The following is a 23,972-nucleotide window of genomic DNA, read 5'->3' as shown; positions in this document are numbered from 1 at the left end:
CCACCTTTTAGAGCCTTCTTGACGATTCATTATGCCCCGCAGGCTACTTTTTTATGCAATAGAGAACTTAAATTGCACTTTTTAGTAACCAATAGAGCAAAAAAGCACCAAAACAGTGCGTCACAATTAGCCTTTTTGGTGCGCTGACAATTTTCCACACTCTTTAAACGTCTTTATCCATATTGCAGCTGCAAAAAAGTTCAACTCCAACGATACTTCTAGTTACTTATCTTCTTAACCGACGCCCTACTGTTCATCAGCGCGGTTACTTTTGACTTTTTTTGAGGGTGGCTCATGACCATTCGCGTTGCCTTGCATCACCGTACCACTTACCGGTTTGACCGCCCGGTGAAACTTTCGCCCCATGTCATTCGTTTACGTCCTGCGCCCCACTGCCGTACCCATATTGATGCCTACTCGCTTAATATTTCTGGCGATGACCACTATTTAAATTGGCAGCAAGACCCTTTTGGTAACTTTAATGCCCGCGTGGTGTTTCCAGAGCCGCGTAAAGAACTGACGATTGCCGTTGAACTGATCGCCCCTATGACGGTGATCAACCCGTTTGATTTCTTTTTAGATGACGTTGCCCAAAAAATCCCATTCGCTTACCCAGACGACCTCACTAAGGAGTTGGGGCCCTACCTTGAAGTCACCGAAGCAGGCCCACGTCTAAAAGAGTGGTTGAAAGAAGTGTCGCTTGAGCCCACCACCAGCGTGGATTTTCTAGTCGCACTGAACCAACGCTTACACCACGACATTAGCTATTTGGTACGTATGGAGCCTGGCGTACAAAGCTGTGAAGAAACGCTAACGCTCGCCAGTGGTTCGTGCCGTGACAGCGCTTGGCTGATGGTTCAGATCCTGCGCCATTTGGGGCTCGCCGCACGGTTTGTGTCGGGCTATTTGATTCAGCTAACGCCGGATGTGAAAGCGCTCGATGGCCCCAGCGGCACCGAGGTGGACTTCACCGACCTACACGCCTGGACCGAAGTGTTCCTACCCGGCGCAGGCTGGGTCGGCCTCGACCCCACCTCTGGTTTATTTGCCGGTGAAGGGCATATCCCATTAGCAGCCACTCCCACCACCGGCAGCGCTGCGGCTATTACCGGCTTTTCTGATAAGTGTGAGGTGGAGTTTGATGTGGAAATGCGCGTTGAGCGCATCCATGAAGACCCACGGGTGACCAAGCCGTACAGCGACCAACAGTGGGAAAAAATTCTTGAGCTAGGCGATCAGGTGGATCGCGAGCTCAATGAGCAGGATGTTCGCCTTACCATGGGCGGCGAGCCTACGTTTGTTTCCATTGATGATATGGAAAGCCCTCAGTGGAACACTGAAGCACTCGGTGAACATAAGCGGGAACGTGCTGAAGCTCTGCTGACACGGCTTCAAGCCGCCTACGCACCGGACAGCGTGATCCAACAGCAGCAAGGTAAATGGTACCCCGGCGAACCGCTTCCCCGCTGGGCGCTGGCCTGCTACTGGCGCAAAGATGGCGTACCGCTGTGGCGCGACCCGACGTGGCTTGCCTGTATGGAAGGCGCACCCTCCGTGGCGGTAGATGATGCTATGGCGCAGCGTTTTACCCGTGCGCTTAGCAAGCACTTGGGGATTGCCGAGCGCCACTGGATTCCTGCCTTCGAAGATGCCTACTACTACCTGTGGAAAGAACAAACGCTGCCGGTGAGCGTTGACCCGAGAGACACCGACTTAAAAGATGACGCTGAACGCCGTCGCCTTGCCCGCCTGCTGGAGCAAGACTTAGGGGCAGTGGTGGGTTATGCGCTACCTTTGCGCCACTCTATCGCTCAGTCTCACCGCTGGGAGAGCGGGCGCTGGCCGTTAAAGCGCGACCACCTTTTCCTGGTGCCCGGCGACTCGCCGATGGGTCTGCGTCTACCGCTTTCTGCACTGCCCTGGGCCGACCCGGAAGAGCAGCCCCAGCCGCAATCGCTGTTTGCCCCACGCCCGGTACTGGGCGACATTCATGGCGAAGTAGCGCGCCGTAACGCCGAGCAGCACCGGCTTACCGGCGCTGAACGTCTTGGCCAAAGCCTACACCCAAGCCACAGCCACCCCGAGGGTGAAGCCGTTCAGCAGCAGCCTAGCGCCGAGAACGACCGCGAACATAAAATTATTCACACCAGCCTGTGTATTGAGCCGCGCGAGGGTCGACTGCATATTTTCCTGCCGCCGCTAACCCAGCTGGAGCACTATCTCGACCTACTCAGCAGCATCGAGGAGTGCGCCCGCACATTGGGCTGCCCGGTCATGATTGAGGGCTATGCCCCGCCCCGCGACCCACGCCTTGAAAGCTTCCAAGTCACCCCAGACCCAGGTGTTATTGAAGTCAACATCATGCCCGCTGCAAGCTGGCAAACCCTGGTAGCGCAAACCGAGCGGCTCTACGACGAAGCGCGCCAAGCACGTCTGGGCACCGAGAAGTTTATGCTTGATGGTCGCCACACCGGCACCGGTGGCGGTAACCATGTCACCCTTGGCGGCATTACGCCGGATGACTCCCCGTTTTTGCGCCGCCCAGACTTACTCGCCAGCCTCGTCACCTACTGGCAGCACCACCCAAGCCTTTCGTACCTATTTTCTGGGCTGTTTATTGGCCCCACCAGCCAGGCCCCCAGGGTGGACGAGGCGCGCCATGAAGCGCTGTATGAGCTGGAAATTGCCCTTCAGCAGATGCCCGAAGGCGAGGTTGTGCAACCGTGGTTAGTCGACCGCTTGCTGCGTCACCTGCTCACCGACTTAACCGGCAACACGCACCGCGCCGAATTCTGTATCGATAAGCTCTACTCACCGGATAGCGACAGCGGCCGCTTGGGGCTTTTAGAACTGCGCGGCTTCGAGATGCCGCCCCATGCCCGCTTGGGCCTGATGCAGATGCTGCTGATCCGTGCGTTAGTGGCTCGCTGCTGGAAAACGCCTTACCGCGCCAAGCCCGTGCGTTGGGGCAGCGCACTGCAAGACCGCTGGATGCTGCCCCACTATTTGTGGGAAGACCTGAACGACGTATTGAGTGACCTGGGCCACCACGGCTTTGACTTTGAACTTGACTGGTTCGCGCCTTTCCTTGAGTTCCGCTTCCCTGTGCACGGGCGCTTGCATACGCCAATGCTCAATATCGAGCTACGCCAAGCGATTGAGCCATGGCATGTGCTGGGCGAAGAAGCCGCTGCGGGCGGCACCGCACGCTATGTCGATTCATCGGTTGAGCGCTTAGAAGTCAAAGTAAACGGCATGAGCGGCGAGCGCTATGTGGTGACCTGCAATGGCCGCCAAATCCCGCTGACGCCCACTGGCCGCAATGGTGAAGCTGTAGCGGGCGTGCGCTATCGCGCTTGGCAGCCGCCCTCCGCGCTGCATCCGCAAATTCCTGTTCATGCGCCGCTGGTGTTTGATGTGATTGATACCTGGAACCAACGCTCTGTGGCGGGCTGCACCTATTATGTGTCGCACCCTACCGGACGAGGTTTTGATACCTTCCCAGTCAATGCGTTTGAAGCGGAAGCGCGGCGTTTAGGCCGCTTTAGCGACAGCGGTCATGGCCACGGTTACCAAGCGCCGATGCCAGAAATACAGAGCCTTGAGCTGCCCTGCACGCTGGATCTTCGCTGGAGCCCACGTTAATGGTGTGTCTAATGCTTTCTTATCAACGCTAGCTGCAGGATAATCCGCCCCTTACCTGCTTAGGACAACAAGGATCATGACCGCCCCTGTCTCTCCCTCACTGCTTGAGTTCGGCACTGCCGGACTCGTTGAGGACTACTTGAATCAGCTAGGCAAGGGACAGCCCGGCACCTTTGATGCCATGCTTGACCGGCAGGGCCAGCTGCGCCCTGGCTGGCAAAGCCTTCTCAGCGCTTTGGAGGCGCTGGGGTCGGATGGCCGCCACCAGCAGCATGAAGAAATTCAGCGCCTGCTGGCGGAAAACGGCGTTATTTTTAACATGCATGACGACATCCAAGGGCGTTCATGGCGGCTTGACCCGCTGCCTTGGGTGATCGATCAACTGCAGTGGCAAGCGCTGGAAGTGGGTTTAACCCAGCGCACTCGTCTCTTTAATGCGCTTTACGACGATATTTACGGGGCGCGAACGCTGTTTGATGCGGGCTTACTCCCGACCCAAGCCATCCTCGCCTCTCCCCATTTTTTACTGCCCTGCCACGGCTCACAGCCCAGCGACCGGCCAGCGATCAGTTTTCACGGCATTGATGTGATTCAAAATGCCGAGGGTCAATGGCGCGTGATCGGTGACCGCTTACAAGCACCTTCCGGTACCGGCTTTGCGCTTGAAAACCGGATTTTGATGGCGCGGGCACTGCCTGAGATGTACCGCAATGCGCCGCTAAAACGGCTGGCAGGCTTTTTAGACAAGTATCATCGCACGCTGACTGCGCTGGCTTACCAGCATCGCGATAACCCCACCGTGGTATTGCTTACCCCTGGCCCCGGTAGCCCACGTTATTTTGAGCATGCCTACCTTGCCAACTATCTGAACATCGACCTAGCCGAAGGCCAGGATATGGTCGTGCGTGATAGCCAGCTATGGCTGCGCACGTTAGGCGGCCTACAGCCGGTAGATGTGGTGCTTCGCCACTGTGACGACGCCTACTGCGACCCGCTAGAGCTGCGTGGTGACTCTCAGTTGGGCGTGCCTGGCTTATTACAAGCAGCACGCGCCAGCGGTGTCGCGATGTCCAATGCCTTAGGCGTAGGCGCTTTAGAGCTACCTGAGCTGGCCGATTACCTGCCAGCTTTGTGTCAGCACCTGCTGGGTGAAGAGCTACTGCTGCCCAATGCCGATGCTCACACCCAGCCTGCGACAGCGCCTATCTTTGATCACCAGATGCAGCGGCTCTCGCCAGCGACGCTTAACTTGCGCTGTTTCGTATCACGGGCACCACACAGCGTGTCCACGCGCAGCCAGCAGCCCAGCGACTATCACGTTATGCCGGGTGGTTTGGCCTGGGTGGGCACCCCTGGCTCACCCTCGCTACTCAGCCCGGTCGTAAAAGATGTGTGGGTCACTGCGAATACGCCGCAGCCGCACGTTAGCCAACTGCGCCAAGCCCGTGGCCCGGTGGTCGCCACGCGGGACGGTACCGACCTACCCAGCCGCGTTGCTGAAAGCCTGTTTTGGTTAGGCCGCTACGGCGAGCGCTTAGACGCCCGCGCACGCTTGCTGCGTGAAGCGCTGCTGAGGCTGATGGAGTATGACCAGGACGAGATTGCCGACCAACTGTTGGACGAACTGCTGTTAGCGCTAGAGATCACCACGCTCAACCATGACGGTGAAGGTGCAAAACCGCCGCTGGTAGGCTTCGCACAGAAGCGTACCGCGCTGCTAGCACAGTTTGGCGAACGTGAGCCGCTGGCGTTGCAGCCCATGTTTGCCCACCTGCTGCGCAATGCGAGAAGCGTACGCGACCATTTAGGCGACGACTCCTGGCGGGTAGTGCACCAATTACGCCAGCGGGTAGATACCTTCAACCCGAGCTTGGGTGCCAGCGCTGCCCGCCGCGCCTGCGAAGGGCTTTCAGCGCAAATTGCCGCGTTCTTTGGGCTGTGCAATGAAACCATGCCCCACCACTACGGTTGGCGGTTTATGGATATTGGCCGCTTCCTGGACCGTGTATTAGGGCTGCTGTCGCTGCTCAAACTCACCCTGAACGCCCCCCATTCACCAGGGCTGGCGCTTTGGGAAGTGGTGTTGGCGACAACGGACAACTTCACCGCCTACCGCAGGCGCTATCGTAGCGAGCTGCACCCAGAAGCGATTTTGGACCTGCTGCTATTCGATGAGACCAACCCACGCTCAGTGGGCTATATGCTCAAGCGCCTAGAGCGGCAAATGGATAGGCTGCCCGGTAGCTCCTCGCCCTATCGCAACGCGGAGCGGCGTCTGTTGATACAGGCCAACGCGGCGCTGCACTTGGCTGATATTGACCGTCTTAGCCATCTCGCCGACACCCCCGATGCCCAGGAGGCGCTGGAGCAACTGCTGGATGAGCTGATTGCACCGCTCAACGCACTGTCTGATGCCATTAGCCATAGCCACTTTAGCCATGTAGAACGGCCGCGCCAACTTGTCAGCATGGAGCCCGACGAATGAACTACACCTTGCGGCACACCACACGCTATCACTACAGCGCCCCGGTTACGCTGTGCCATAGCGAGGCGCGGGTGCTGCCGCGTAAAACCCAGCACCAGCAGTGTGGCGCCTCAGAGCTAACCATCAGCCCGATGCCCCAAGTGCAGTCGGAACGCCGCGACGTGTTTGGCAATCGAGTGCTCTATTTCGCCATGGAGGACGTTCACCAAACCCTCGACGTCACCGTGGTAACGCCGCTCAATACTCAGCCGCTGGGGCCGTTACCCCACACGTCTCCCGCGTGGGAGAGCGTCGCGGAGCAGCTACGCGCCGACAGCCGCTTCGACATGCAGCTTTATCGGTTGGACTCCCCGTTTATACGCCGCAACGATGAGCTGGCGGAGTTTGCCCGCAGTTGCTTTACGCCAGGCCGCCCGCTGGTCGAAGCGGCGTTAGCGCTTAATCAGCTGATCTACGACACCTTTGAATACGACCCCAGTTTCACCACTCTGGCGACGCCATTAAGCGAAGTACTCGCTAACCGGCGAGGCGTATGCCAAGACTTTGCCCACCTAGCCATAGGCGCACTGCGCTCGGTTGGATTGCCCGCCCGCTATGTCAGCGGGTATTTGGAAACCCAACCACCCCCAGGCCAACCCCGCTTGATTGGCGCAGATGCCTCCCACGCGTGGCTCGCTGCCTGGATTCCCGACTGGGGCTGGCTAGCGCTGGACCCTACCAACGGCACAGTGGCAGGGGAGCAGCACCCGGTGCTGGCCTGGGGCCGAGATTACGCCGACGTAGCGCCGCTCAAAGGCGTGATGAACGGCGGCGGCGAACATCAGCTTGAAGTGGAAGTAGATGTCATGCCGCTCACCGACCACAGCGCGGCCTAGGCCGCGCGGGCATCGTTATTCAGAGCTGTCTTCAGCGCTGAATAAGACCGTTAGTTAACCATGGCAGCCATGCCAGCAGCACCAGAGTCACCAACGTGGCTAGCAAAAAGGGCAGCAGCGCTCGGAAGATTTTTAGCGGCGGCGCGCCGGTCATGGAGGAAGCGATAAACAGCCCCGCGCCTACTGGCGGGGTGAGTAACCCCATCACCAGGGTTAAGCAGACCACCACGCCAAACTGGTAAGGGCTAATCGCAAACTGGCTTTGGGCAATCGGCATTAAAATAGGCACCACCAAAATCAGTGCGGCAATGCCATCTATCACCATACCTACCAGCAGTAGTGCTCCAATCACCAGCAGTAAGAATACAAAAGGGTCGCTGGTGAGCTCGGCAATCCACGCAGCGGCCATTTGCGGTAACTGCTCATAAATCACTACCCAGCCAAAGACGCCTGCCGCTGCAATCAGCATAATCACTAGCCCGGCATTAATCGCCGTGCGGGTAAGCACTTGGGGTAGCTGTTGAAAACGCAGATCGCCGTACACAAAGCGCCCCATTAACAGCGCCGCCAGCGAGGCCAGCGCCGCCGACTCTGTGGGCGTCGCAATACCCAGCAAAATACCGCCAATGATAATCACTGGAATCAGCAGCGCAGGCATGCCCCATAGCGCATCGTGCAGCGCCTGTTGACGGCTGGGCCACTCCCCTTTCGGGTATTGCTGCACCAGCCCCACCAGGGCGATGACCACGAAAAAGCTCGCCCCCAGCAACAGCCCCGGCAGTAGCCCAGCGATAAACATCTCCGCAATGGGTACTTGGGCCATTACCCCAAACAGTACGAACAGCATAGAGGGCGGAATAATAGGCGATAACAGCCCGCCAGCAGCGGTAATCGCCGCACTGTAAGGCGTGTCGTACCCCTCCTCCTCCATGGCAGGCACCATGGCACGGGACATAATGGCGATTTGTGAGGCCGCCGAGCCAATAATCGCCGCCATCATCATATTGGCGACTAAGTTGATATAAGCCAAGCCACCGCGAAATCCGCCCACCAGAATGCGCGCAAGAGCAATCAAGCGTTTGGTAAGCCCGCCCTCGTTCATCAACTCACCTGCCAGCATGAACAGCGGAATCGCCAACAGCCCATAGCTTTCAATAGCGCTGAACAGCTGCTGCGGGTAAGAATCAAACAGCACCGTATTACCAGAAGCCTGGATGTACCACATCGCCGTAAGTGCTAGCACCAGCGCAATGGGCACCGCCCCCAGCAGAAGCAGCAAGAACACCACAACGGTCATAACTGCCCCCTAAGCGCCTTAAGCGACTGCAGCAAATTGGCGACGCCATGCAGGCTCAGCGAGAGCGCAAACCAGGGCACAATCAGCCACGCCCAGAACTTTTTAATCCCCAGCGTGGAAGTGTTTTCCGCATAGATAAAATTAAACGTTTGCCCCTGAAACGCCCGTGTGTCGAAACCGGTTTGGGCAAGCGTCAGCGGCTGGTACCAGCGCCAGCAGAGCCATACCAGCAGCAGCGCAAACAGCAGCACCATGGCATCCACCATCACGCCCACCAAGTGACGCCCCGTGGGTGGTAGTAGGTCGCTCAAAAGCGTCACTGCGATGCCCTGGCGGCGCTTGAGCACCGCCCCGGCAATCAAAAACGTCATCCAGATCATGGCGTAAATCGCCAGTTCACTGACCCAGTAAAGCGGGCTGCCCAGCGCGCGAAAAGCGATATTAGTGAGGATTAAACACGTCACCGCCGCTGCCAAGGCAGCGGCGGTGATCTCTTCACAGCGGGCAAGCCGATGAGAAAGGCGTTGCAGCATGATGATTAAGGGCCTTCATGAACGACTAACGTATGAGCAACAGGTTGCTCATCATCAAAAACTACTCTTCGCGCAAGCGGTCAGCCTCGGCGCGCAGGGTTTCCAGCATGGGGGCTTTCGCTGCCCAAATGCTCTCCCACTCAGCAATAGCATCAGAGAAAAACTCGGCATCGGCTTCAACAATATTGATATCCAGCCCGCGAATTTCTTCTTCCTGAGCAGCGTCCATCTCCTCAAAACCCGTCAATACATTTTCCAGGTGTTCGGCCATGGCGGTATCAATCAGCTCGCGGTCCTCCTCAGAGAGCTCGCGCCATACCCGCCCAGACACCACCCCCACCATCGGGAACATCATATGGTTGGAGATCAGCAGATTGTTCGCCTGCTCGTAGAATTTCAAAATCAGAATCGAGTCGAAATCCATGTCAATGGCATCGACCTGCCCATTGGCGAGGGCATCGTACACTTCCAACAAAGGCATGGGCGCAGGGGCAGCGCCGGTGGCGGTGTAGAAGTCGCGGATCGGCTCGAAGGGCGTAATACGCAGCCGCTGGCCCTGCAGGTCTTCAGCGATTTCAATGGGGCTGCGGCTCAATACTTGGCGCATGCCCACCATGCCGTAACCTACCCCAACAAGGCCCACACCTTCCGGCATCAAGTCGAGTAGCTCACCGGCTGCATCTGAGCGCAACAGGCGCGCCGCGTGATTGACGTCGTCCACCAGATACGGGGCGTAGAGCGCGCCAAAATCAGGAATGCGGTTGGAGATTTCGGCAATGGTCAGAAAGGCCATGTCTAGCGCACCGGTTTGTAGCTGCTGCACCATCTGCGCTTCATTACCTAACTGCTGAGCAGGAAACACGCTGACGCTATGCTCACCGCCTGAGCGCTCATTGAGTGTTTGCGCAAACGCTTCGGCTTCGGTGGACCACAGATGCTGGGCGGGGGTAATCAGCCCTAAACGGAAATCACGCGCCTGTGCGCTCATGGAAGAAACGGCCAGGGCGGCGGCTGCGCAGGCAAGCGTCAGCGTTTTCATTCGGTTCATGCAAAGCCTCTCAGGATCCCAGCGGCAAGACGTTAGCGTCTTGCTTTATTTTCGTTAGTAGCCCCTGAGAATACCCCAGCTACATCGTTGATAACACCCGTGCTTGTTGATCCCCCTTGACGCTCTTAGGCAGAAAAAAGGATGATAGTCACTCTCATCAGGAAGATGCCATGCCGTCCAGCCCTTCACACAGCAAACACCAGCACTCATCCAGGTACTCTATTAGTCAGTTTACTCGGCTAATGGGACTTTGCTGCTTAGTTGTCCTGTGTCTTGGCGCATCCGGCATTGAACACCCGTTAGTGGGTAAAAGTGCGGAGCCCACAGGCGTACAGTGGGTCGGCCATGGCGAGCAACGACATTTCGCTTATCTGCCAGAACTGCCACGCATTCGCCACCCGTTAACGACTGCCTCCCCAGACGCCTCTGTTTTACCGGCTTTCTTTATACAGGGCGACGAACCATTTACCGTTCACTCCTGGGCCGTTGATGCTCCTGATACACGATTAACAGGCAACAGGCCTTGGCAGGCTGCGCAAGCTAGCCATGCAGAACGCTGCCGTTTACCCCCCACCCGCGCCTCACCCCACATGCTGGCTGTTTAGCAGCCAACCTTCACATCATACCCTCCCTGACGGCGGCACTGACCGCCTGATGGCAACGTTGGTTTATGGTAAGGACAACGCATGTTTCCCGTGGATAAGCTTATTCTGCTGGCCGCTGTACTGCTGCTGGTAGGCATTCTTTCAAGCAAACTCTCTGCCCGTATTGGTCTTCCAGTGCTGGTACTGTTTTTAGTGATTGGCATGCTGGCCGGTGAAAGTGGCATTGGCGGCATTGCTTTTGATAACCCAGAGGGTGCCCATGCGCTAGGCACGCTGGCACTAGCGATTATTCTGTTTGACGGCGGCTTACAAACCCCTACCGCCTCCATTCGCGCCGTATGGAAACCCGCTTCGCTGTTGGCCACTTTTGGGGTACTCGTCACGGCGCTCATTACCGGTACCGCGGCTGCCTACATTCTCGGTCTGCCGCTGCTGGAAGGGCTATTGCTGGGGGCGATTGTCGGCTCTACCGATGCGGCCGCGGTGTTTTCGCTGCTACGTAACGCGGGCATTCATATTAACAAGCGTTTGAAGTCGACCCTTGAGATCGAAAGCGCTTCTAACGACCCGATGGCGATTTTTCTCACCGTTGGCCTGCTGGAAGTGCTCGTTAACGGCATGCAGCCAGGGATGGGGTTACTCGAGCTATTCGTGATGCAAATGGGCGTGGGTGCGGTAGTGGGTCTGAGCGTCGGTTGGCTTTCAGTGAAGCTCATCAACCGTATTCACCTTGTGGCCTCGGGCCTCTATCCCGTGCTGGTGGCCGCGTGTGGCTTCCTCTCTTTTGGAGTTTCTGCAAACTTAGGTGGCAGCGGCTTTCTAGCGATATTTTTAACCGGGGTGTTTATCGGTAACCATCGCATTGCCTTTCAGCGCAGCACCTTTCTATTTCACGACGGGTTAGCATGGCTAAGCCAGATTGTCATGTTCGTTGTGCTGGGCCTGCTGATCAATCCTCTGTCACTGTTAGATGTGTGGTTTGAAGGGTTAGTCATTGCAGCAGTACTGATTCTAGTCGCCCGTCCGCTGGCGGTTGCTCCTGTGATGAAGCTGTTTGGCTTCAACACGCGTGAGATCAGTCTTGTCTCTTGGGTAGGCCTTCGCGGTTCAGTCCCTATTATTCTGGCCATTTTCCCGCTCATGTTTGGGCTTGAAGGGGCAGAGCTCATCTTCAATGTGGTGTTTTTCGTGGTGCTGATTTCCGCCTCGATTCAAGGCACGACGCTGCCCTTTGTGGCACGCAAGCTAAAACTCACCGAAAAACCGCCCGCGCTTCCGGCGGCTAGCTTGGAGATCACCGCGCTGGAAGAGGTCGATGCCGATATCGTGGAGTACACCCTAAGCGAGCAGCCCCGTGCGGCTGGGCGGCGGCTATCCCAGATGGCGCTGCCTGATACGACGGTAGTGGCCATGATTACCCGGGGCAACGAAGTGATCCCGCCCAGAGGCTCCACGGAACTGCATCCCAGAGATCATTTGTTTGTCGTCCTGCGACCAGAGACTCGCCCCTTTGTAGACTGCGTTTTTTCCGATGCGCCTGACAAGGTCAGTAGCGACTTCTCAGACCAGCCGCTCAGGCTAAAGGGAAGCACAACGCTGGGCGATTTAGCGCATTCGTATGGTTTTAAGCTAACAGAGGATGACGAACTGACGCTGGATGCACTGCTGCGCGCCAAACTGCCGGTGCCTTTGAGTGCCGGCGATACGCTGGCATTAGATGGGATGACGCTAACCGTCGAGGGAGTATTAGGAGAAAGGGTCACTACCGTGGCGTTACAAATAGCCGCTCACAGCGAAAACGACACCTAAAGTGCTGACTTACATGGCCCCAGGTGTGGGCCATGTAAGCCTCGTGGCGTCACGCCGCTTCGTAGGCCGCTTTTAAGCGGTAAAACTCATCTACAATCGCGGCCATTTCAACGTCATCGTAGTCGCACAGCCCGCTTACCACGAGCTTTTTAGAGCCTACGCCCACCGCTTCTCCGGCGGACTCAATCGAGAACTCCAACAGCGCATCGGCGCGCTTGCCTTGAACTTCCAAAGAGGATTGAGTCAGCGCTAAGTTGGGAGAAAAGCCGTCTAAACGCTCCAGGCAGAAACCCATACTGTCGTAGATCACCAGCGGGCGCTTAGGATTGAACATCACCCCATGCTGCTCCATGAGCGGCTTGAGGTAGTGGGGAAAATTTTTACCCGAAAATGCCACGTAGCAGCGGGCAAACCCTTCAACCACTGCTTCATCACGGGTCATCTCCCCGCTGCGCACCACCTGCAAGTAACACTTGCCGCTTTCGTCGCAGACGTGAATGTCGCCATTAGCGGTTTCACTAAACTTAATCGGTGTATCAGCACCCACCATATTGGTGAAGCGAAATTCCATTTGTCGCGACAGCCCGAACTTCACCAGCACCAGCGTAAATAGCAGGTCGCCGGGTACGCAAAAACGCCGCGCATCCGGATTGTGAATTGGGTTGTAGTCGCCGGCCACACCTTTAGCGAAGCGGCTGGCCTGCTCAGCGGAGATCACTACATACTCCCCGCGCTGCGCGTAAAAATCCTTGAACATGGCTTTGCTGCCTGCCTAGCGTTGAAATCGAAAACCCATAACTGCTCCACGTCGCGCATAATGCCATAAAACACGCGCCAACAGGAGTCATCTGCTAGGAAGCCCGTATGACGAGTGACACGCCCGCTACTTCACGACGTTTTCGTTCCCTTATCGCTGTGCTGTTGGGCATGCTGGCACTGGCGCTATTTTGGGTATTAGGCAGCTACTGGCTACTCAACAGCCAATGGTTACCGCAACGGATCTCTACTATTGAAGGGGTCGACGTTCGCTGGTCTAACGCCCAGAGCCTTCACCCTGGGCGCTGGGAGGTCGACAACCTCTACTTAGCCCGAGAAGACGATGCGCTACCGATTACTGTCGAAGCCCGGCAAGCCACGCTGTCTCTATCGCTGCTCGCCCTGCTACGCGGAGAGCTACACATTCAAGCACTGGAGGCAAACGGCATTCGCCGCTTCACCGTCGGGGACATTGCGCTGGAGGCAGAGGGCCAACTTCAGGTAACCGATACCCAATTCAGCCAAGAAACCCTCAGCGTGCCCTATGTAGGCTTGGATATTACCCAAGGTCGCCTTGTCCGCTTAAGCGATCAAACCACGCTGGTGCAGGACATTCAGCTACGCAGTACGGCATCGCTGGACTCACTTTCCACCCAGCAAAGTAACGATGCGTTAACCGAGGCGCTGCTCAATGCCCTCACCGCCCAGCTTGCCATCACGGCTCAAGCCGACGCTTGGGATGTGTTCATGCCCTACCTAGAAGCGCTGCCCTGGTTGAGCCTGACAGGCAACGGCGTATTGGAAGGTGAACTAGCGCTTGTTGAGGGCCAACTACAGCCGGGCAGCGAGCTCACGTTAGCGGCCCCAAGGCTTGCGCTCTCTATCGATGAGCAGCGCTTGAGAAGTACCGATAACACGCGCCGCTGGCTGGTAGCGGATGAAACACCGCCGCCGCATACCGCCACGGGCCAGGGGCGCGTGAGGCTCGCCGTGGAAGAGGGGCAACTGCGCTTCGCTACTCAGCTGGAAGACGTCACGCTAGCCGATACGCACCCCTACGCCACGAACACGCGGCTCGCACTCTCTACACACATCCCCAACCAGCGGCTGGATCAGCTCGACTTGCCCACGAGCGCCTCACTTCAGCTATCGGGCGAGGTAACGCGCCTGGACATGCTCGACCGCTATCTCGCATCGGCCTTTGATGGCCAAGGGATTCGGCTATCCGGCCAGGGGAGTATCGCCGCGAGCGCGACGCTGCGGGAGGCGCGTCCTTATGAAGCATCGCTAACCGTTCAAGCCCCCACGCTAGGCGCAGAGCTGCTTGAACTCACCGCGCAAGGCAGCGGCACACTTAACGCGACGCTCTCCCCCAGTGAGCAAGTAGCGGCAACGCTGGCCTTCACAGACGCCACATTGCGCCATCAGGAGCGAACCTTGCTGGCGGACGCAGCGCTAACGTTGGCCGCACAAAGCCCCCTTGACCCCGAGCTGGCCCAACAAATCGCCACGGCGCAACTGAGCTGGGAAGAAGCAACGCTGCCCAATATCCAAGCGCTACAACCCTACCTAGCAGCGGTGTTGCCCAGCCCTTCTCCGCTAACGTTAAACAGTGGCTCAGCCACCAGCCACGGGCAGCTACGCTTTACGACCGAGCAACTGAGCGGAGAGCTTTATTTGGCTGGCAACGCGCTGACCACCGGCTGGCAACTGAGCGAGCAGAGCGGCACGTTGGTGAGCGATATGCAGCTTGCGCTGGCCATCAACCAAGCGGCGCTGGATGGCACAGCACTGGACATCAGCGGCTCGCGGCTAAGCTGGCAGGTGGCCGACCCGCAACATCCCAGCGAAGCGCTGGAGAGCACGCTGGTGCTGCGCAACGGCCGTTTCCAGCGCCAAAACGCCACCCCAAGCGGGCAGTTCACGCTGGAGGGCAGCGTGCAGCGGCTGGGGTTTCTCAACACGTTTTTACCGGATGCTCACGGCGTATCGCTTTCCGGCAACGGCCAGCTCTTTTTACAAGGCGCGTTTATTGATGACACGCTGCAAGCCCCTACGCGGCTGCGGGTCAATGCTAACCAGTTGGAGGTGACGTTTCTCGACTACTTAGCCACCGGGCGCGGCGAGCTGACCGCCCAGTTAGATAGCCCCGAGCAGGCACAGCTTTCGCTAGGGATTCCGCAGTTTGCCCTACGGCGACAAGATGATGACCGCCCGCATCTGGAAGGCCGCCACTTTGCGCTCACCACCCAAACCGACCGCTTTAGTGACGCGCTGGACTCACCTGCTCCCGAACACTTCACTACCCGCGTTGCGCTGCCACTTACCGAGGTGCCGGACATTGCCCGCTACAACCGCTACCTGCCAGAAGATGCAGGGGTTGAGCTACTCTCCGGCAACGCCAGCCTAACTAGCGAATGGCTGCTAGAGGGGCTGCGTGCCCAAGGTGATATCACGCTGCGCGCTTTCGAAACGGAGATGGCGCTACTGGAGCAGCGCCTGAGGGGAGATGTGACGCTGCATTTACAGCTCACCGAGGGCGATATCGAGACGCGCCGCTTTGTCGCCAATGACTCCTACCTACGCCTGGAAAACGTCTTTCGCCGGAGCGACGACGGTACTCAGGACGCAGGCTGGTGGGTGCAGCTCACCATGGAAGAAGCCCAACTCAACTGGGGCGACCCGATACACCTCACCAGCCAGCTACGGTTAGGCATGCGCGATACTGGGCTGCTGGCACGGCTATTTCTCGCCCGTGCCCGGGAGAGAGACTGGCTGGGCAGGCTTTTAAACGTGCATAACATCAACGGTCACGCCCTGCTCACAGTGAGCGGCGAGCAAATACGCCTGCATGACCTCACACTCACAGGCGGCCCGCTGCTACTGCTTTCCGATGTGACCTTAGCGGACGGCCAAGCCAACGGCGCGCTCTATGCGCGGCTGGGTGCCGTGGGCCTCGGCGTGGAGCTGAACGACAGCGAACCGGCCCTGCGTGTACTCCAACCTAAACGCTGGTTTGACCGCTGGCGAGAGGCCCAGCGCTTTCCAAGGCCTTAGCGGCGCGTGCGTTCTCGACGAATCATACGCACGCGCTCTTTGGCTTTTTGTGGTGTAGACAGCGGCGCGCTAGCGTCTTGGTGTTTAGGCGGCACCGTAACCCAGGCAAACACCGGCAGGGCCAAGTGCCAATGAATCGCCGCTAAGCGCAGGCCTAGCGTCACGCTTAATGAGGCGGCAATGGCGAATGTCAGCGGCGCATCAAGCGCCTGCAGCGCGACATACACAATCCCGCCCGCCATGGCGGCGGTGGCATAAATCTCTTCACGCAGCACCATCGGCACCCGCTGGGCTAGAACATCACGAATCATGCCGCCCGCCACGCCTGTCATCATGCCCATGAGTACCGCCACCACGCCAGAGGTGCCCAGCAATAGCGCTTTATGCGTGCCGATCACGGTAAATAGCGCCAGCCCAAAGGCGTCGGCTACGGGCAAAAAGCCCCGGGAAAGACGATGAATGTAGTGAAACCCCACCAGCGACACACCTACCGTGGCCAAGATCACCCAGAGATAGGTCGGGTCGGTCACCCAGAACACCGGCCTAACGCCCAGCACCAAATCACGCAGCGTACCGCCCCCAATGCCCGTCACCGCCGCCAGCACCAGCATACCGAACGGGTCCATCCGCGAGCGGCAGGCCAAAATGACCCCCGACAAGGCAAACACAATCACCCCCGCCATATCCAACCAATAAATCACACCCGACACGCGACTCTCCTTTCACACATGCTTTATTAAGGAGGCAGAATACCACCGTTAGCACAGAGCCGTTGGGACAGGGAAAGTCCAATCGCGTTAGTGTCCGTGCTGCTCTAGCCACGCTTTCAAAAAAGCAATTTCACTCTCTTGAGCGGCGATAATGTCCTCGGCCAGTTGACGAATCTCGTCATCTTCGCCGTGCTCCAGCACGATTTCCGCCATGGCAATCGCACCCTCATGGTGAGGAATCATGCCCTTTGCAAAATCCACATCCGGATCACCCGTAAAAGCCATGTTCATATCTTCGTGCATGCGGTCGTTCGCGGCTTGATAAGCGATGACAGCAGGATGGTCGCTATGTGCAGCGCTGTGCTCTCCCCCATGCTGCTGATGGCCGCCATGCCCCTCTTCTGTGTGATGGTGCGCATAGCTATTCGAGGAGATTAAAAACCCTGACAGCAAACAAAGGCTCAGTACCGGCATCACACGTGACTTTGCAGACACCGCTCTCAGTGCAACATAACGAGACATAGACTTCTCCTTGATGAACGAACGCATGACCGTGGGTCACAACCATCAACACTTACCCAATAAGGTTGAACGAAGTGTAAAACCTACAGGCCGCCCACAGGTCAAGATGGGCTAAGTGCGTTACTCTGTTAAACATCCTTCGTCGTTAGTTGTGGAGTACATATGGACTGGAACCCTGCTTACAGCTGGCTGGTGCTCGCCCTGCTGTTGAGCCTAGCCGAACTGACCTCTGGCGCGATGGTGCTGTTGGCGCTCGGCATCGCGGCGGCGCTCACCGCCGCCGTCACGGCTTTGGGACTATCGCTGCCCTGGCAGTTGCTCAGCATGGGCATCTTTGCGGGTGTGCTGGTGCCGTTAGGCGTAATGGTGATTCGGCCACGCTTCTCCCCCAAAGGCGTTGCCTACGGCACCACCGGTACCGGAGTAGAAAAAGGCCATCGCTATACCACGCTGATTCGTGAGTATGACAATGCCACAGGGATTAAAGTGAACGGCGATTTTTACCGTTTACGTGTGCTTGAAAGTGGCCAAACAGAGCTGCCCGAAGGCACCCAAGTGGTGTTCAAGCACTTTGAAGGTACGACCGCTCTGGTGAATGTATCATCACCTGAAGCACTCGATAGTGAACGCAATACGCCCGACACCTAGGAGTTTTAAAATGGATTTACCGATTAGCCCCGGCCTATTGATTAGCCTGATTGTTGTCATCATTGGCATTTTGATCATCTCGAAAGGCTTGGTGATTGTTCGCCAGTCAGAAGTGATGGTGATTGAACGCCTCGGCTCTTTTCACCGCGTGTTAGAAAGCGGTATTAACATCATCATTCCATTTATTGAACAGCCCCGCGCCATCACCATGCTGCGCTATCGCAAAATGGGCGAGGAGTACACGGCCATCACCACCGATGAAACCCGCATCGACCGCCGCGAAACGGTGATGGATTTCCCCGGCCAGCCCGTGGTGACCACAGATAACGTCACGGTGCGCATCAATGGCGCGCTGTATTACCAGATCATCGATCCAAAACGGGCGGTCTATGAAGTCGAAAACATGAGCCAAGCCGTCGAGGTATTAGCGAAAACCACGCTACGCTCGGTGGTGGGTAAAATGGAGCTGGATAAACTGTTTGAGTCTCGTGCAGAGGTCAACAACGAGATTCAGGCGGCGATGGAAGAGCCTGCCTCTAAATGGGGCGTGAAAATTTCCCGGGTGGAAGTGCAGGATATCGCCATGCCGGAAGAGGTAGAGTCGGCCATGCGCCTGCAAATGGCCGCCGAGCGGAAGCGGCGCGCCACGGTGACCGAAGCCGAGGGTGAAAAATCGGCCGCCATTGCCATGGCCCAGGGCCAGCGTGAATCCTCCATCTTAAATGCTCAGGGCGATAAAGAGTCCGCCATTCTGCGCGCCCAAGGTGAGCAAGAATCCATCAAGCTGGTGCTTAGCGCTATCGGCGATAGCGAAGAGAACAAGCGCACGGTGGTGGGTTACTTGCTTGGCCAAAGTTATATCAAGGTGCTGCCCACCATGGCGAAAGACGGCGAGCGAGTGTTCGTGCCTTACGAGTCCTCTGCTCTGCTGGGCTCTATGGGGATGTTCCGTGAAATGGCAGGCTCCCCAGAAGACACCGTGTCTAATCATTTAAAAAGCCGCTCCGGTCAGGAAAGCGGCTTAAGAAGTGGCATTGTCGGTGGTGCCAGTAGCAGCTAACGCAAAGGTCTTAAGCTACTGGCACGGTACTGCTCAGCCTATGATTCCGTGTCAGTGGCTAGAAAATGCTCCATAAACACTTGGTAGTCTTGAGCCACACAGTCCGCGTAGGCCTTAGCAAGCGTTGAGACCACGCCGATAAACTGCTCTTCACGCCCTTCTAACCGCTGGCATACCGCGTCGGCAAACGGTGCGGCTTTACCTCGGTTAAGTGCCTGTGCACCGCGCAGGTGTTCACGGGCCAGAATCTCGCCCCACTGGCGCGCCAGCTTGCGGTAGGCTTTACCGCCTGAGAGCTTGTGGGTAGGGACATCCTTTTTGAACGGTGAACGTTCGCGTACCGAAAACACCTTGCCGTTCATGGTCAACCAGCCAAGGTAGGCATCCGGGTGTTCGGCAATGGCATGGAACGCCGCGGCATGGCGAATACCTTCATTGGGAAACAGCTTGCGCCACGCCTGCTGCTGCGCTTTGTCCATCAGACGGTAGGCTTCTGGCGTGACCTGCTCTTTGATGTCCAGGATCACATCGTCGTGCTCGTGATCGGCCCCGCCTTCGATCAGCACGTAGTAACGCTCAACGCCCAGCGACCCAGTGCCTGCATCCAAGCGCCGCGCGGTGTCTTTGACAAAGAAGTGCTGCGGGTCGCTCTCCTTAATGGGGTGCTGAAGCGTTTGCTGGTACTCCTGCTCGATGATGCGCCGTAGCTGGCTTGCCATATCGGCAGGCAGATTGGCGAGTTTGCCGGGGCGCTCAGCAAACTGACGCCCTTTATCTGGGTCGAGCGTCGTCCACTTCTCTAGCATACGCGCACGGCTCTGTTTATCGGCCACCTTGCCCATAAAGGATTTGAGCGGATCTTTCGCGCTATCGAGAGTAACAGCGTAAATCGGCAGCTCCTCCTCGCAGTGCGCGCTCAGAGTCTCCATGTACCCTTCCAGCAGTTTTTTGAGTGCTTTATCCACCGCTTTGGGGCTTAACTCAGCGTTTTCACGGGCATCCAACACGAGGCTAATAGCCAACCGCCACACGTCGTACTGATAATCCCCAATCAACGCATCATCGAAGTCATCCATGCCGTAGCGCACTTGGTCATCGTGATGGCCGTAGGCGCCAAAGTTGTAGGCATGGGCGTCGCCCTGCAACCAGGTTTGGGTATTGGGCCAGCCGCCGAACAGCGCAAAGCGCCAGTCGTGCCAAACATCTTGCCAATAGAGATGGTTGGAGCCGCGAAAGAAGCGATAGGGAGAGGCCGCCATTTTGGCGTATTTCGCCTGCCGATGCGCCGCGCTTAGCGACGCATTCGCCTGTTGAATGGCCTCAATGACCTGTTGAGGGCGGTTGTGTCCAGTCAATGCGTGGCTCATTGCAGTGCCTTTGTAGGTGCATTAAATCGCTGTGCGCTAAGCGTAAACGATGCACGTTAACAGATTAAGACACCCGCTTACCCACACGCGTCAGCCCCCGAGGCGCTGCAATGCGAAAGAAGCGCTCGACAACCTCGTCACGCGTCGCAGGGGTCGCTAGCGACACCAGCACAAACAGCGGCAAATTGACCATTAGCCCCCAAAACCCTGCATGAATGCCGAGCGGATGCCGCCATAAGGTAGTGAACGCCACGGTCACCACAAAGCCGCCTAAAATGCCCGCCATAACGCCTAGCCTAGAGGCGCGAGGCCAAAAGAACATGCCAATAAACGCGGGCAAGACCTGCGAGGCAAAGCCAAGCCCTACGAGCAAAATCATCACTAGGCTTCCCGGCTCGGCAATCGCCAGCGGCGCAATCACCAGAAACATAATGGGCAGAATCAAAAGCCGCGCCAGCTTGGCGGTAACACCTTCCGAGAGTTTTAGCAGCGGCTGCAGCACATCTTTACTCACAGAAAGGGAAATCGAATGAATAAACGGCTCGCTGGAGGACATAGAAGCCGCCAAGGTGCCCGCGCCCAGCAGCCCGACTAACACCACGGGCAAATGCTGCATGGCGTACTCCAGCACTACGGTATCTGCCCGCACCAGCTCTGGTAGCGAGAAAATACCGATAAAGCCCACCACTACCATGGGCAAAATCACCACGTAGTAGGTGGGTAGCCATGTCGCGCTGCGGCGGATGGTGCGCGCTGAGGAGGCGCTCATCCACTGCGTCCAGACGGGGGGCATAAACGAGAACATCGAGACAATGATCGACGTTGTCCAGAAGCTAAAACTCATATCGCCACCCGCGCCGGGTAGGGTCAGAAACTCGGGGTGCTCGGCGGCGATGCGTTCAAACACCCCCGCAAAACTCAGCCCGCCGGTGGCACTATGTATGGCCCATAGGCCTACCGCCCAGGCCACCACCAGCATCAGCACGCCCTGGAACGCGTTGGTGCGGCCAATCGCCCGCTGCCCGCTGGCGTAGAGATAAACCGCAATGCAAGCCAGCACCAACAGCACGCCCAGCCAAACGGGAATCTGCCCGCCGCTCATCACGAACAGAATATAAGCAGAGCCAATCGTTTGTAGCACCGCGTAGGCCACGGAGCCTACCGCCATGACCAACGCGGACAGCGCCCCCAACGCAGGACTTTGATATCGATCGGCAATGGCGCTTGCTTGGGTCACATGGCCAAACTGCTCGCCGAACTGCCATACCTTCGGCCCGAAATACCACGCCACCAGCGCTAAATAGGCCAGATAAACCGCTACATAAAATACGGCTACGCCCTTGGAGTAGGCCCAGCCCGGCGCGCCCATAAAGGTGTAAGCACTCACACTGCCTGCCGCGATCAGCAGATACAGGGTTACTGGCCCCATGCTGCGCCCAGCCACGCCCCACTCTTCAAGATTATTCATGGAACGCCCCGCCCGTGCGCGAAGGCCAATCAGCATCGCGGTGGCAACGTATAGCAGCGTGATCACCAGCGGCCAGGCACTATTCATGATCGTCTCGCTCTACCATCCGGTTGCCTATCAGCATGACCGCCACGCAGGCGAAGATAATCACGTAGCTCCACACCACCAGCAGCGGCAGTCCCATCACCAGCGTGGCGCGGTTCACCCAGCTAATCACCGGCCAACTGCCTGCCAACACTAGCGTCAAAAAGGCAATAAGAAGCCCCCAGCCCGCCCGAGACGTGGGCAGCACTAAAAAACGTCGCATGTCATATCCATAAGATGATGAAAAGAAGTGGTAGCCTCAGCGGCTGTCATGGCGGTGTCACGGCACATTGCCACACTAGCGGCAATGCCAGCCGTTAAGCCGCTTATAATGAAGATTTTAATGCTTTCCGACGTCTACTTCCCCCGGGTGAACGGCGTTTCCACGTCGATTGAAAGCTTTCGCGGGGCGCTAGAGCGTTTAGGCCATCAAGTACATCTGATTTGCCCCCGCTATGCGGATCACGCCAACGAAGACCCGCGCCTTTGGCGTATCGATTCCCGAGGCGTATTGGGTGACCCCGAAGACCGCATGATGCGCTACCAGGCCATCATGGCACTGGCTCCGTCGCTGCACGCCATCGAGTTTGATCTGATCCACATTCACACCCCTTTTGTGGCGCACTACGCGGGAGTGGCATTAAGTAAACGGCTCGGCGTGCCCGTCGTAGGCACCTACCACACGCTGTTTGAGGAGTATCTGCACCACTACGTGCCGTGGCTGCCTCGCCGCAGCCTGCGCTTTGCTGCCCGGCGCTTTTCGGTGCACCAGTGCCATCAGCTTTCCGCTGTTGTCGCTCCTTCGTCCGCCATGAACACTGCACTCACCGCCTATGGCGTTCGCTCCCTGATCGCAACCATTGCAACCGGCTTATCGCTCACTCATTTCGTTGCGCACACCGCTGGCGGAGAGTTTCGTGAGCGGCATGGCCTCCCAACACAGGGTCGACTGCTGCTGTTTGTAGGTCGCGCCGCGTATGAGAAAAACATCGGCTTTCTGATCGATATGCTGCCTAAGGTGCGCCACCAGCACCCGGCGACTCACCTGGTGATCGTCGGCGAAGGCCCGGCACTCACCTCACTGAAACAGCAGGCCCAGCAAGCAGGTCTCTCCGATGCGGTTCACTTTTTAGGCTACCTTCCCAGGGATGGCGCACTGCAAGATGCCTACCGAGCAGCCGATGCCTTTGTGTTTGCCTCCCGCACGGAAACCCAAGGCTTAGTCCTGCTGGAAGCCATGGCGCTGGGCACTCCAGTCGTCTCGACCGCCATCATGGGCACCCAAGATGTATTGCAACAGGATGAGGGCTGCCTGATCGCGGAGGAACACCCTGCCCGCTTTGCAGAACACGTCAGCCGACTGCTCTCTGATGACGCTCTTCGCACCACCCTCGCCCACCGCGGCCAAGCCTACGCCCAGCGCTGGAATGAAGACACCAAAGCCGAAGCACTGGCAGCGCTGTATGAGAGCCAATGCCCTAAGGGGTTTGCTTCATCGCCTGCTTAGTTGTCGATATAGTTGTCGATATAGTTGTCGATAGAGAGGATCACACAATACGCCGCTCCATAGCATGCACGGCGTCTTCAGTGTTCAGCACTCGAAACCCCGTGCGCTCGTATAAAGCGATAGCGGGATTGATACTAAATACCCGCAGCCGCAGTCGGTGAATACCTGCTTGCCGTGCACGCGCTTCGGCGAAGTATAGCGCCGCTGTTCCCAAACCTTGGCGCTGCCACGGCGGGGCAATTTGCAGCTCTCGAATATGGTAGGCGTCATCCTCCTGATGGAGGCATAGCACGCCGACAGGGGTCTCATTGACGACTAACTCAAAGCTTTCTAGCTCGCGCCACTGCTGATCGAACAGGGCGGTGTCCCAGTGCCACCCTAGCTGCTGGTGGTAAGCCGCCATGTTGTGACGAATCAGCGTTTCGGCAAACGTTTTGTCGTTTGTCGGCCGGATAACGGGCGTCATAGCGCAACGCCTGGTTCATCCGGCCATTTG

The 23,972-nt window shown here is 57.6% G+C and carries 18 protein-coding genes; 8 read left to right on the top strand and 10 right to left on the bottom strand.

All coding sequences use genetic code 11. The features are described 5' to 3' along the window. Nucleotides 1-294: 294 nt before the first annotated feature. The 3 genes from IEW65_RS09705 (at nt 295) to IEW65_RS09695 (ending at nt 7,005) form a co-directional block, all read left to right on the top strand. Nucleotides 295-3,645 (top strand): transglutaminase family protein, encoded by a 3,351-nt coding sequence (locus IEW65_RS09705; protein ID WP_188639272.1) that lies wholly within the window; start codon nt 295-297, stop codon nt 3,643-3,645. A gap of 76 nt (nt 3,646-3,721) precedes the next feature. Continuing rightward, the gene (locus IEW65_RS09700; protein WP_188639271.1) at nt 3,722-6,130 is read left to right on the top strand and encodes a circularly permuted type 2 ATP-grasp protein; all 2,409 of its coding nucleotides are present in this window, start codon (nt 3,722-3,724) and stop codon (nt 6,128-6,130) included. Continuing rightward, nucleotides 6,127-7,005: a transglutaminase family protein gene (locus IEW65_RS09695; RefSeq protein WP_188639270.1), complete on the top strand. Its 879-nt coding sequence runs from the start codon at nt 6,127-6,129 to the stop codon at nt 7,003-7,005. Before IEW65_RS09700 ends, IEW65_RS09695 begins: the two co-directional genes overlap by 4 nt. Before the next feature lie 31 nt (nt 7,006-7,036). Here the strand turns inward: IEW65_RS09695 and IEW65_RS09690 are convergent, their stop codons facing one another. The 3 genes from IEW65_RS09690 to IEW65_RS09680 form a co-directional block, all read right to left on the bottom strand. Then, nucleotides 7,037-8,302 carry a TRAP transporter large permease gene (locus tag IEW65_RS09690; protein ID WP_188639269.1) on the bottom strand — a complete coding sequence of 422 codons (1,266 nt, stop codon included), beginning with the start codon at nt 8,300-8,302 and terminating at the stop codon, nt 7,037-7,039. Further along, complete coding sequence (locus IEW65_RS09685) at nt 8,299-8,835, bottom strand: TRAP transporter small permease (protein WP_188639268.1); 537 nt, start codon at nt 8,833-8,835, stop codon at nt 8,299-8,301. Before IEW65_RS09685 ends, IEW65_RS09690 begins: the two co-directional genes overlap by 4 nt. A 61-nt stretch (nt 8,836-8,896) precedes the next feature. Continuing rightward, nucleotides 8,897-9,883 carry a TRAP transporter substrate-binding protein gene (locus IEW65_RS09680; protein WP_188639267.1) on the bottom strand — a complete coding sequence of 329 codons (987 nt, stop codon included), beginning with the start codon at nt 9,881-9,883 and terminating at the stop codon, nt 8,897-8,899. 686 nt (nt 9,884-10,569) lie between these two features. Between IEW65_RS09680 and IEW65_RS09675 the strand changes: the two genes are divergently transcribed. Continuing rightward, on the top strand, nt 10,570-12,297 hold the full coding sequence (locus IEW65_RS09675) for a potassium/proton antiporter (protein WP_188639266.1): 1,728 nt from the start codon (nt 10,570-10,572) through the stop codon (nt 12,295-12,297). Nucleotides 12,298-12,346: 49 nt separating this feature from the next. Here the strand turns inward: IEW65_RS09675 and IEW65_RS09670 are convergent, their stop codons facing one another. Next, nucleotides 12,347-13,054: a DUF3581 family protein gene (locus IEW65_RS09670; RefSeq protein ID WP_188639265.1), complete on the bottom strand. Its 708-nt coding sequence runs from the start codon at nt 13,052-13,054 to the stop codon at nt 12,347-12,349. A 107-nt stretch (nt 13,055-13,161) separates the two neighbouring features. Here IEW65_RS09670 and IEW65_RS09665 point away from each other — a divergent pair, with 107 nt between their 5' ends. Next, nucleotides 13,162-16,110, top strand: a complete 2,949-nt coding sequence (locus IEW65_RS09665) for a hypothetical protein (RefSeq protein ID WP_188639264.1) — start codon at nt 13,162-13,164, stop codon at nt 16,108-16,110. Here the strand turns inward: IEW65_RS09665 and IEW65_RS09660 are convergent. After that, nucleotides 16,107-16,820 carry a trimeric intracellular cation channel family protein gene (locus IEW65_RS09660; protein ID WP_188639263.1) on the bottom strand — a complete coding sequence of 238 codons (714 nt, stop codon included), beginning with the start codon at nt 16,818-16,820 and terminating at the stop codon, nt 16,107-16,109. The two genes, IEW65_RS09665 and IEW65_RS09660, sit on opposite strands and share 4 nt — an antisense overlap. Before the next feature lie 87 nt (nt 16,821-16,907). Then, a complete protein-coding gene (gene copM / locus IEW65_RS09655; RefSeq protein WP_229755526.1) occupies nt 16,908-17,342 on the bottom strand; it encodes a CopM family metallochaperone in 435 nt (144 codons plus the stop codon). 162 nt (nt 17,343-17,504) lie between these two features. Here copM and IEW65_RS09650 point away from each other — a divergent pair, with 162 nt between their 5' ends. Together IEW65_RS09650 and IEW65_RS09645 are read left to right on the top strand one after the other, a co-directional pair. Next, on the top strand, nt 17,505-17,990 hold the full coding sequence (locus IEW65_RS09650; protein ID WP_188639262.1) for an NfeD family protein: 486 nt from the start codon (nt 17,505-17,507) through the stop codon (nt 17,988-17,990). A 10-nt stretch (nt 17,991-18,000) separates the two neighbouring features. Then, nucleotides 18,001-19,050: an SPFH domain-containing protein gene (locus IEW65_RS09645; protein ID WP_188639261.1), complete on the top strand. Its 1,050-nt coding sequence runs from the start codon at nt 18,001-18,003 to the stop codon at nt 19,048-19,050. Nucleotides 19,051-19,088: 38 nt separating this feature from the next. On the opposite strand, the gene IEW65_RS09640 is transcribed toward IEW65_RS09645, so the two are convergent. The 3 genes from IEW65_RS09640 to IEW65_RS09630 all read right to left on the bottom strand — a co-directional run bounded on the left by IEW65_RS09640 (nt 19,089) and on the right by IEW65_RS09630 (nt 22,192). Continuing rightward, entirely contained in the window at nt 19,089-20,417 is a 1,329-nt protein-coding gene (locus IEW65_RS09640) for a DUF2252 domain-containing protein (RefSeq protein WP_188639260.1), read from the bottom strand. Nucleotides 20,418-20,481: 64 nt separating this feature from the next. After that, complete coding sequence (locus tag IEW65_RS09635; protein ID WP_188639259.1) at nt 20,482-21,972, bottom strand: sodium:solute symporter family protein; 1,491 nt, start codon at nt 21,970-21,972, stop codon at nt 20,482-20,484. After that, nucleotides 21,965-22,192, bottom strand: coding sequence for a hypothetical protein (locus tag IEW65_RS09630; RefSeq protein WP_188639258.1), 228 nt, complete (start codon nt 22,190-22,192; stop codon nt 21,965-21,967). The genes IEW65_RS09635 and IEW65_RS09630 overlap by 8 nt, the downstream gene beginning before the upstream one ends. A gap of 120 nt (nt 22,193-22,312) precedes the next feature. Here IEW65_RS09630 and IEW65_RS09625 point away from each other — a divergent pair, with 120 nt between their 5' ends. After that, the gene (locus IEW65_RS09625; protein ID WP_229755525.1) at nt 22,313-23,476 is read left to right on the top strand and encodes a glycosyltransferase; all 1,164 of its coding nucleotides are present in this window, start codon (nt 22,313-22,315) and stop codon (nt 23,474-23,476) included. Nucleotides 23,477-23,516: 40 nt separating this feature from the next. On the opposite strand, the gene IEW65_RS09620 is transcribed toward IEW65_RS09625, so the two are convergent. After that, entirely contained in the window at nt 23,517-23,942 is a 426-nt protein-coding gene (locus tag IEW65_RS09620) for a GNAT family N-acetyltransferase (protein WP_188639256.1), read from the bottom strand. Nucleotides 23,943-23,972: the final 30 nt, after the last annotated feature.

The organism is Vreelandella lutescens, assembly GCF_014640815.1.
Classification (GTDB): Bacteria; Pseudomonadota; Gammaproteobacteria; order Pseudomonadales; family Halomonadaceae; genus Vreelandella; species Vreelandella lutescens.
The sequence above is the reverse complement of the archived record's forward strand: the minus strand, read 5'-3'. Positions and strand labels throughout refer to the sequence as shown.

Bases quoted from the DNA above. Each gene is read 5' to 3' on its own strand.
- IEW65_RS09705 (WP_188639272.1), top strand. From the start codon at position 295: ATGACCATTCGCGTTGCCTTGCATCACCGTACCACTTACCGGTTTGAC.
- IEW65_RS09700 (WP_188639271.1), top strand. From the start codon at position 3,722: ATGACCGCCCCTGTCTCTCCCTCACTGCTTGAGTTCGGCACTGCCGGA.
- IEW65_RS09695 (WP_188639270.1), top strand. From the start codon at position 6,127: ATGAACTACACCTTGCGGCACACCACACGCTATCACTACAGCGCCCCG.
- IEW65_RS09690 (WP_188639269.1), bottom strand. From the start codon at position 8,302: ATGACCGTTGTGGTGTTCTTGCTGCTTCTGCTGGGGGCGGTGCCCATT.
- IEW65_RS09685 (WP_188639268.1), bottom strand. From the start codon at position 8,835: ATGCTGCAACGCCTTTCTCATCGGCTTGCCCGCTGTGAAGAGATCACC.
- IEW65_RS09680 (WP_188639267.1), bottom strand. From the start codon at position 9,883: ATGAACCGAATGAAAACGCTGACGCTTGCCTGCGCAGCCGCCGCCCTG.
- IEW65_RS09675 (WP_188639266.1), top strand. From the start codon at position 10,570: ATGTTTCCCGTGGATAAGCTTATTCTGCTGGCCGCTGTACTGCTGCTG.
- IEW65_RS09670 (WP_188639265.1), bottom strand. From the start codon at position 13,054: ATGTTCAAGGATTTTTACGCGCAGCGCGGGGAGTATGTAGTGATCTCC.
- IEW65_RS09665 (WP_188639264.1), top strand. From the start codon at position 13,162: ATGACGAGTGACACGCCCGCTACTTCACGACGTTTTCGTTCCCTTATC.
- copM (WP_229755526.1), bottom strand. From the start codon at position 17,342: ATGTCTCGTTATGTTGCACTGAGAGCGGTGTCTGCAAAGTCACGTGTG.
- IEW65_RS09650 (WP_188639262.1), top strand. From the start codon at position 17,505: ATGGACTGGAACCCTGCTTACAGCTGGCTGGTGCTCGCCCTGCTGTTG.
- IEW65_RS09645 (WP_188639261.1), top strand. From the start codon at position 18,001: ATGGATTTACCGATTAGCCCCGGCCTATTGATTAGCCTGATTGTTGTC.
- IEW65_RS09640 (WP_188639260.1), bottom strand. From the start codon at position 20,417: ATGAGCCACGCATTGACTGGACACAACCGCCCTCAACAGGTCATTGAG.
- IEW65_RS09635 (WP_188639259.1), bottom strand. From the start codon at position 21,972: ATGAATAGTGCCTGGCCGCTGGTGATCACGCTGCTATACGTTGCCACC.
- IEW65_RS09630 (WP_188639258.1), bottom strand. From the start codon at position 22,192: ATGCGACGTTTTTTAGTGCTGCCCACGTCTCGGGCGGGCTGGGGGCTT.
- IEW65_RS09625 (WP_229755525.1), top strand. From the start codon at position 22,313: ATGCTTTCCGACGTCTACTTCCCCCGGGTGAACGGCGTTTCCACGTCG.
- IEW65_RS09620 (WP_188639256.1), bottom strand. From the start codon at position 23,942: ATGACGCCCGTTATCCGGCCGACAAACGACAAAACGTTTGCCGAAACG.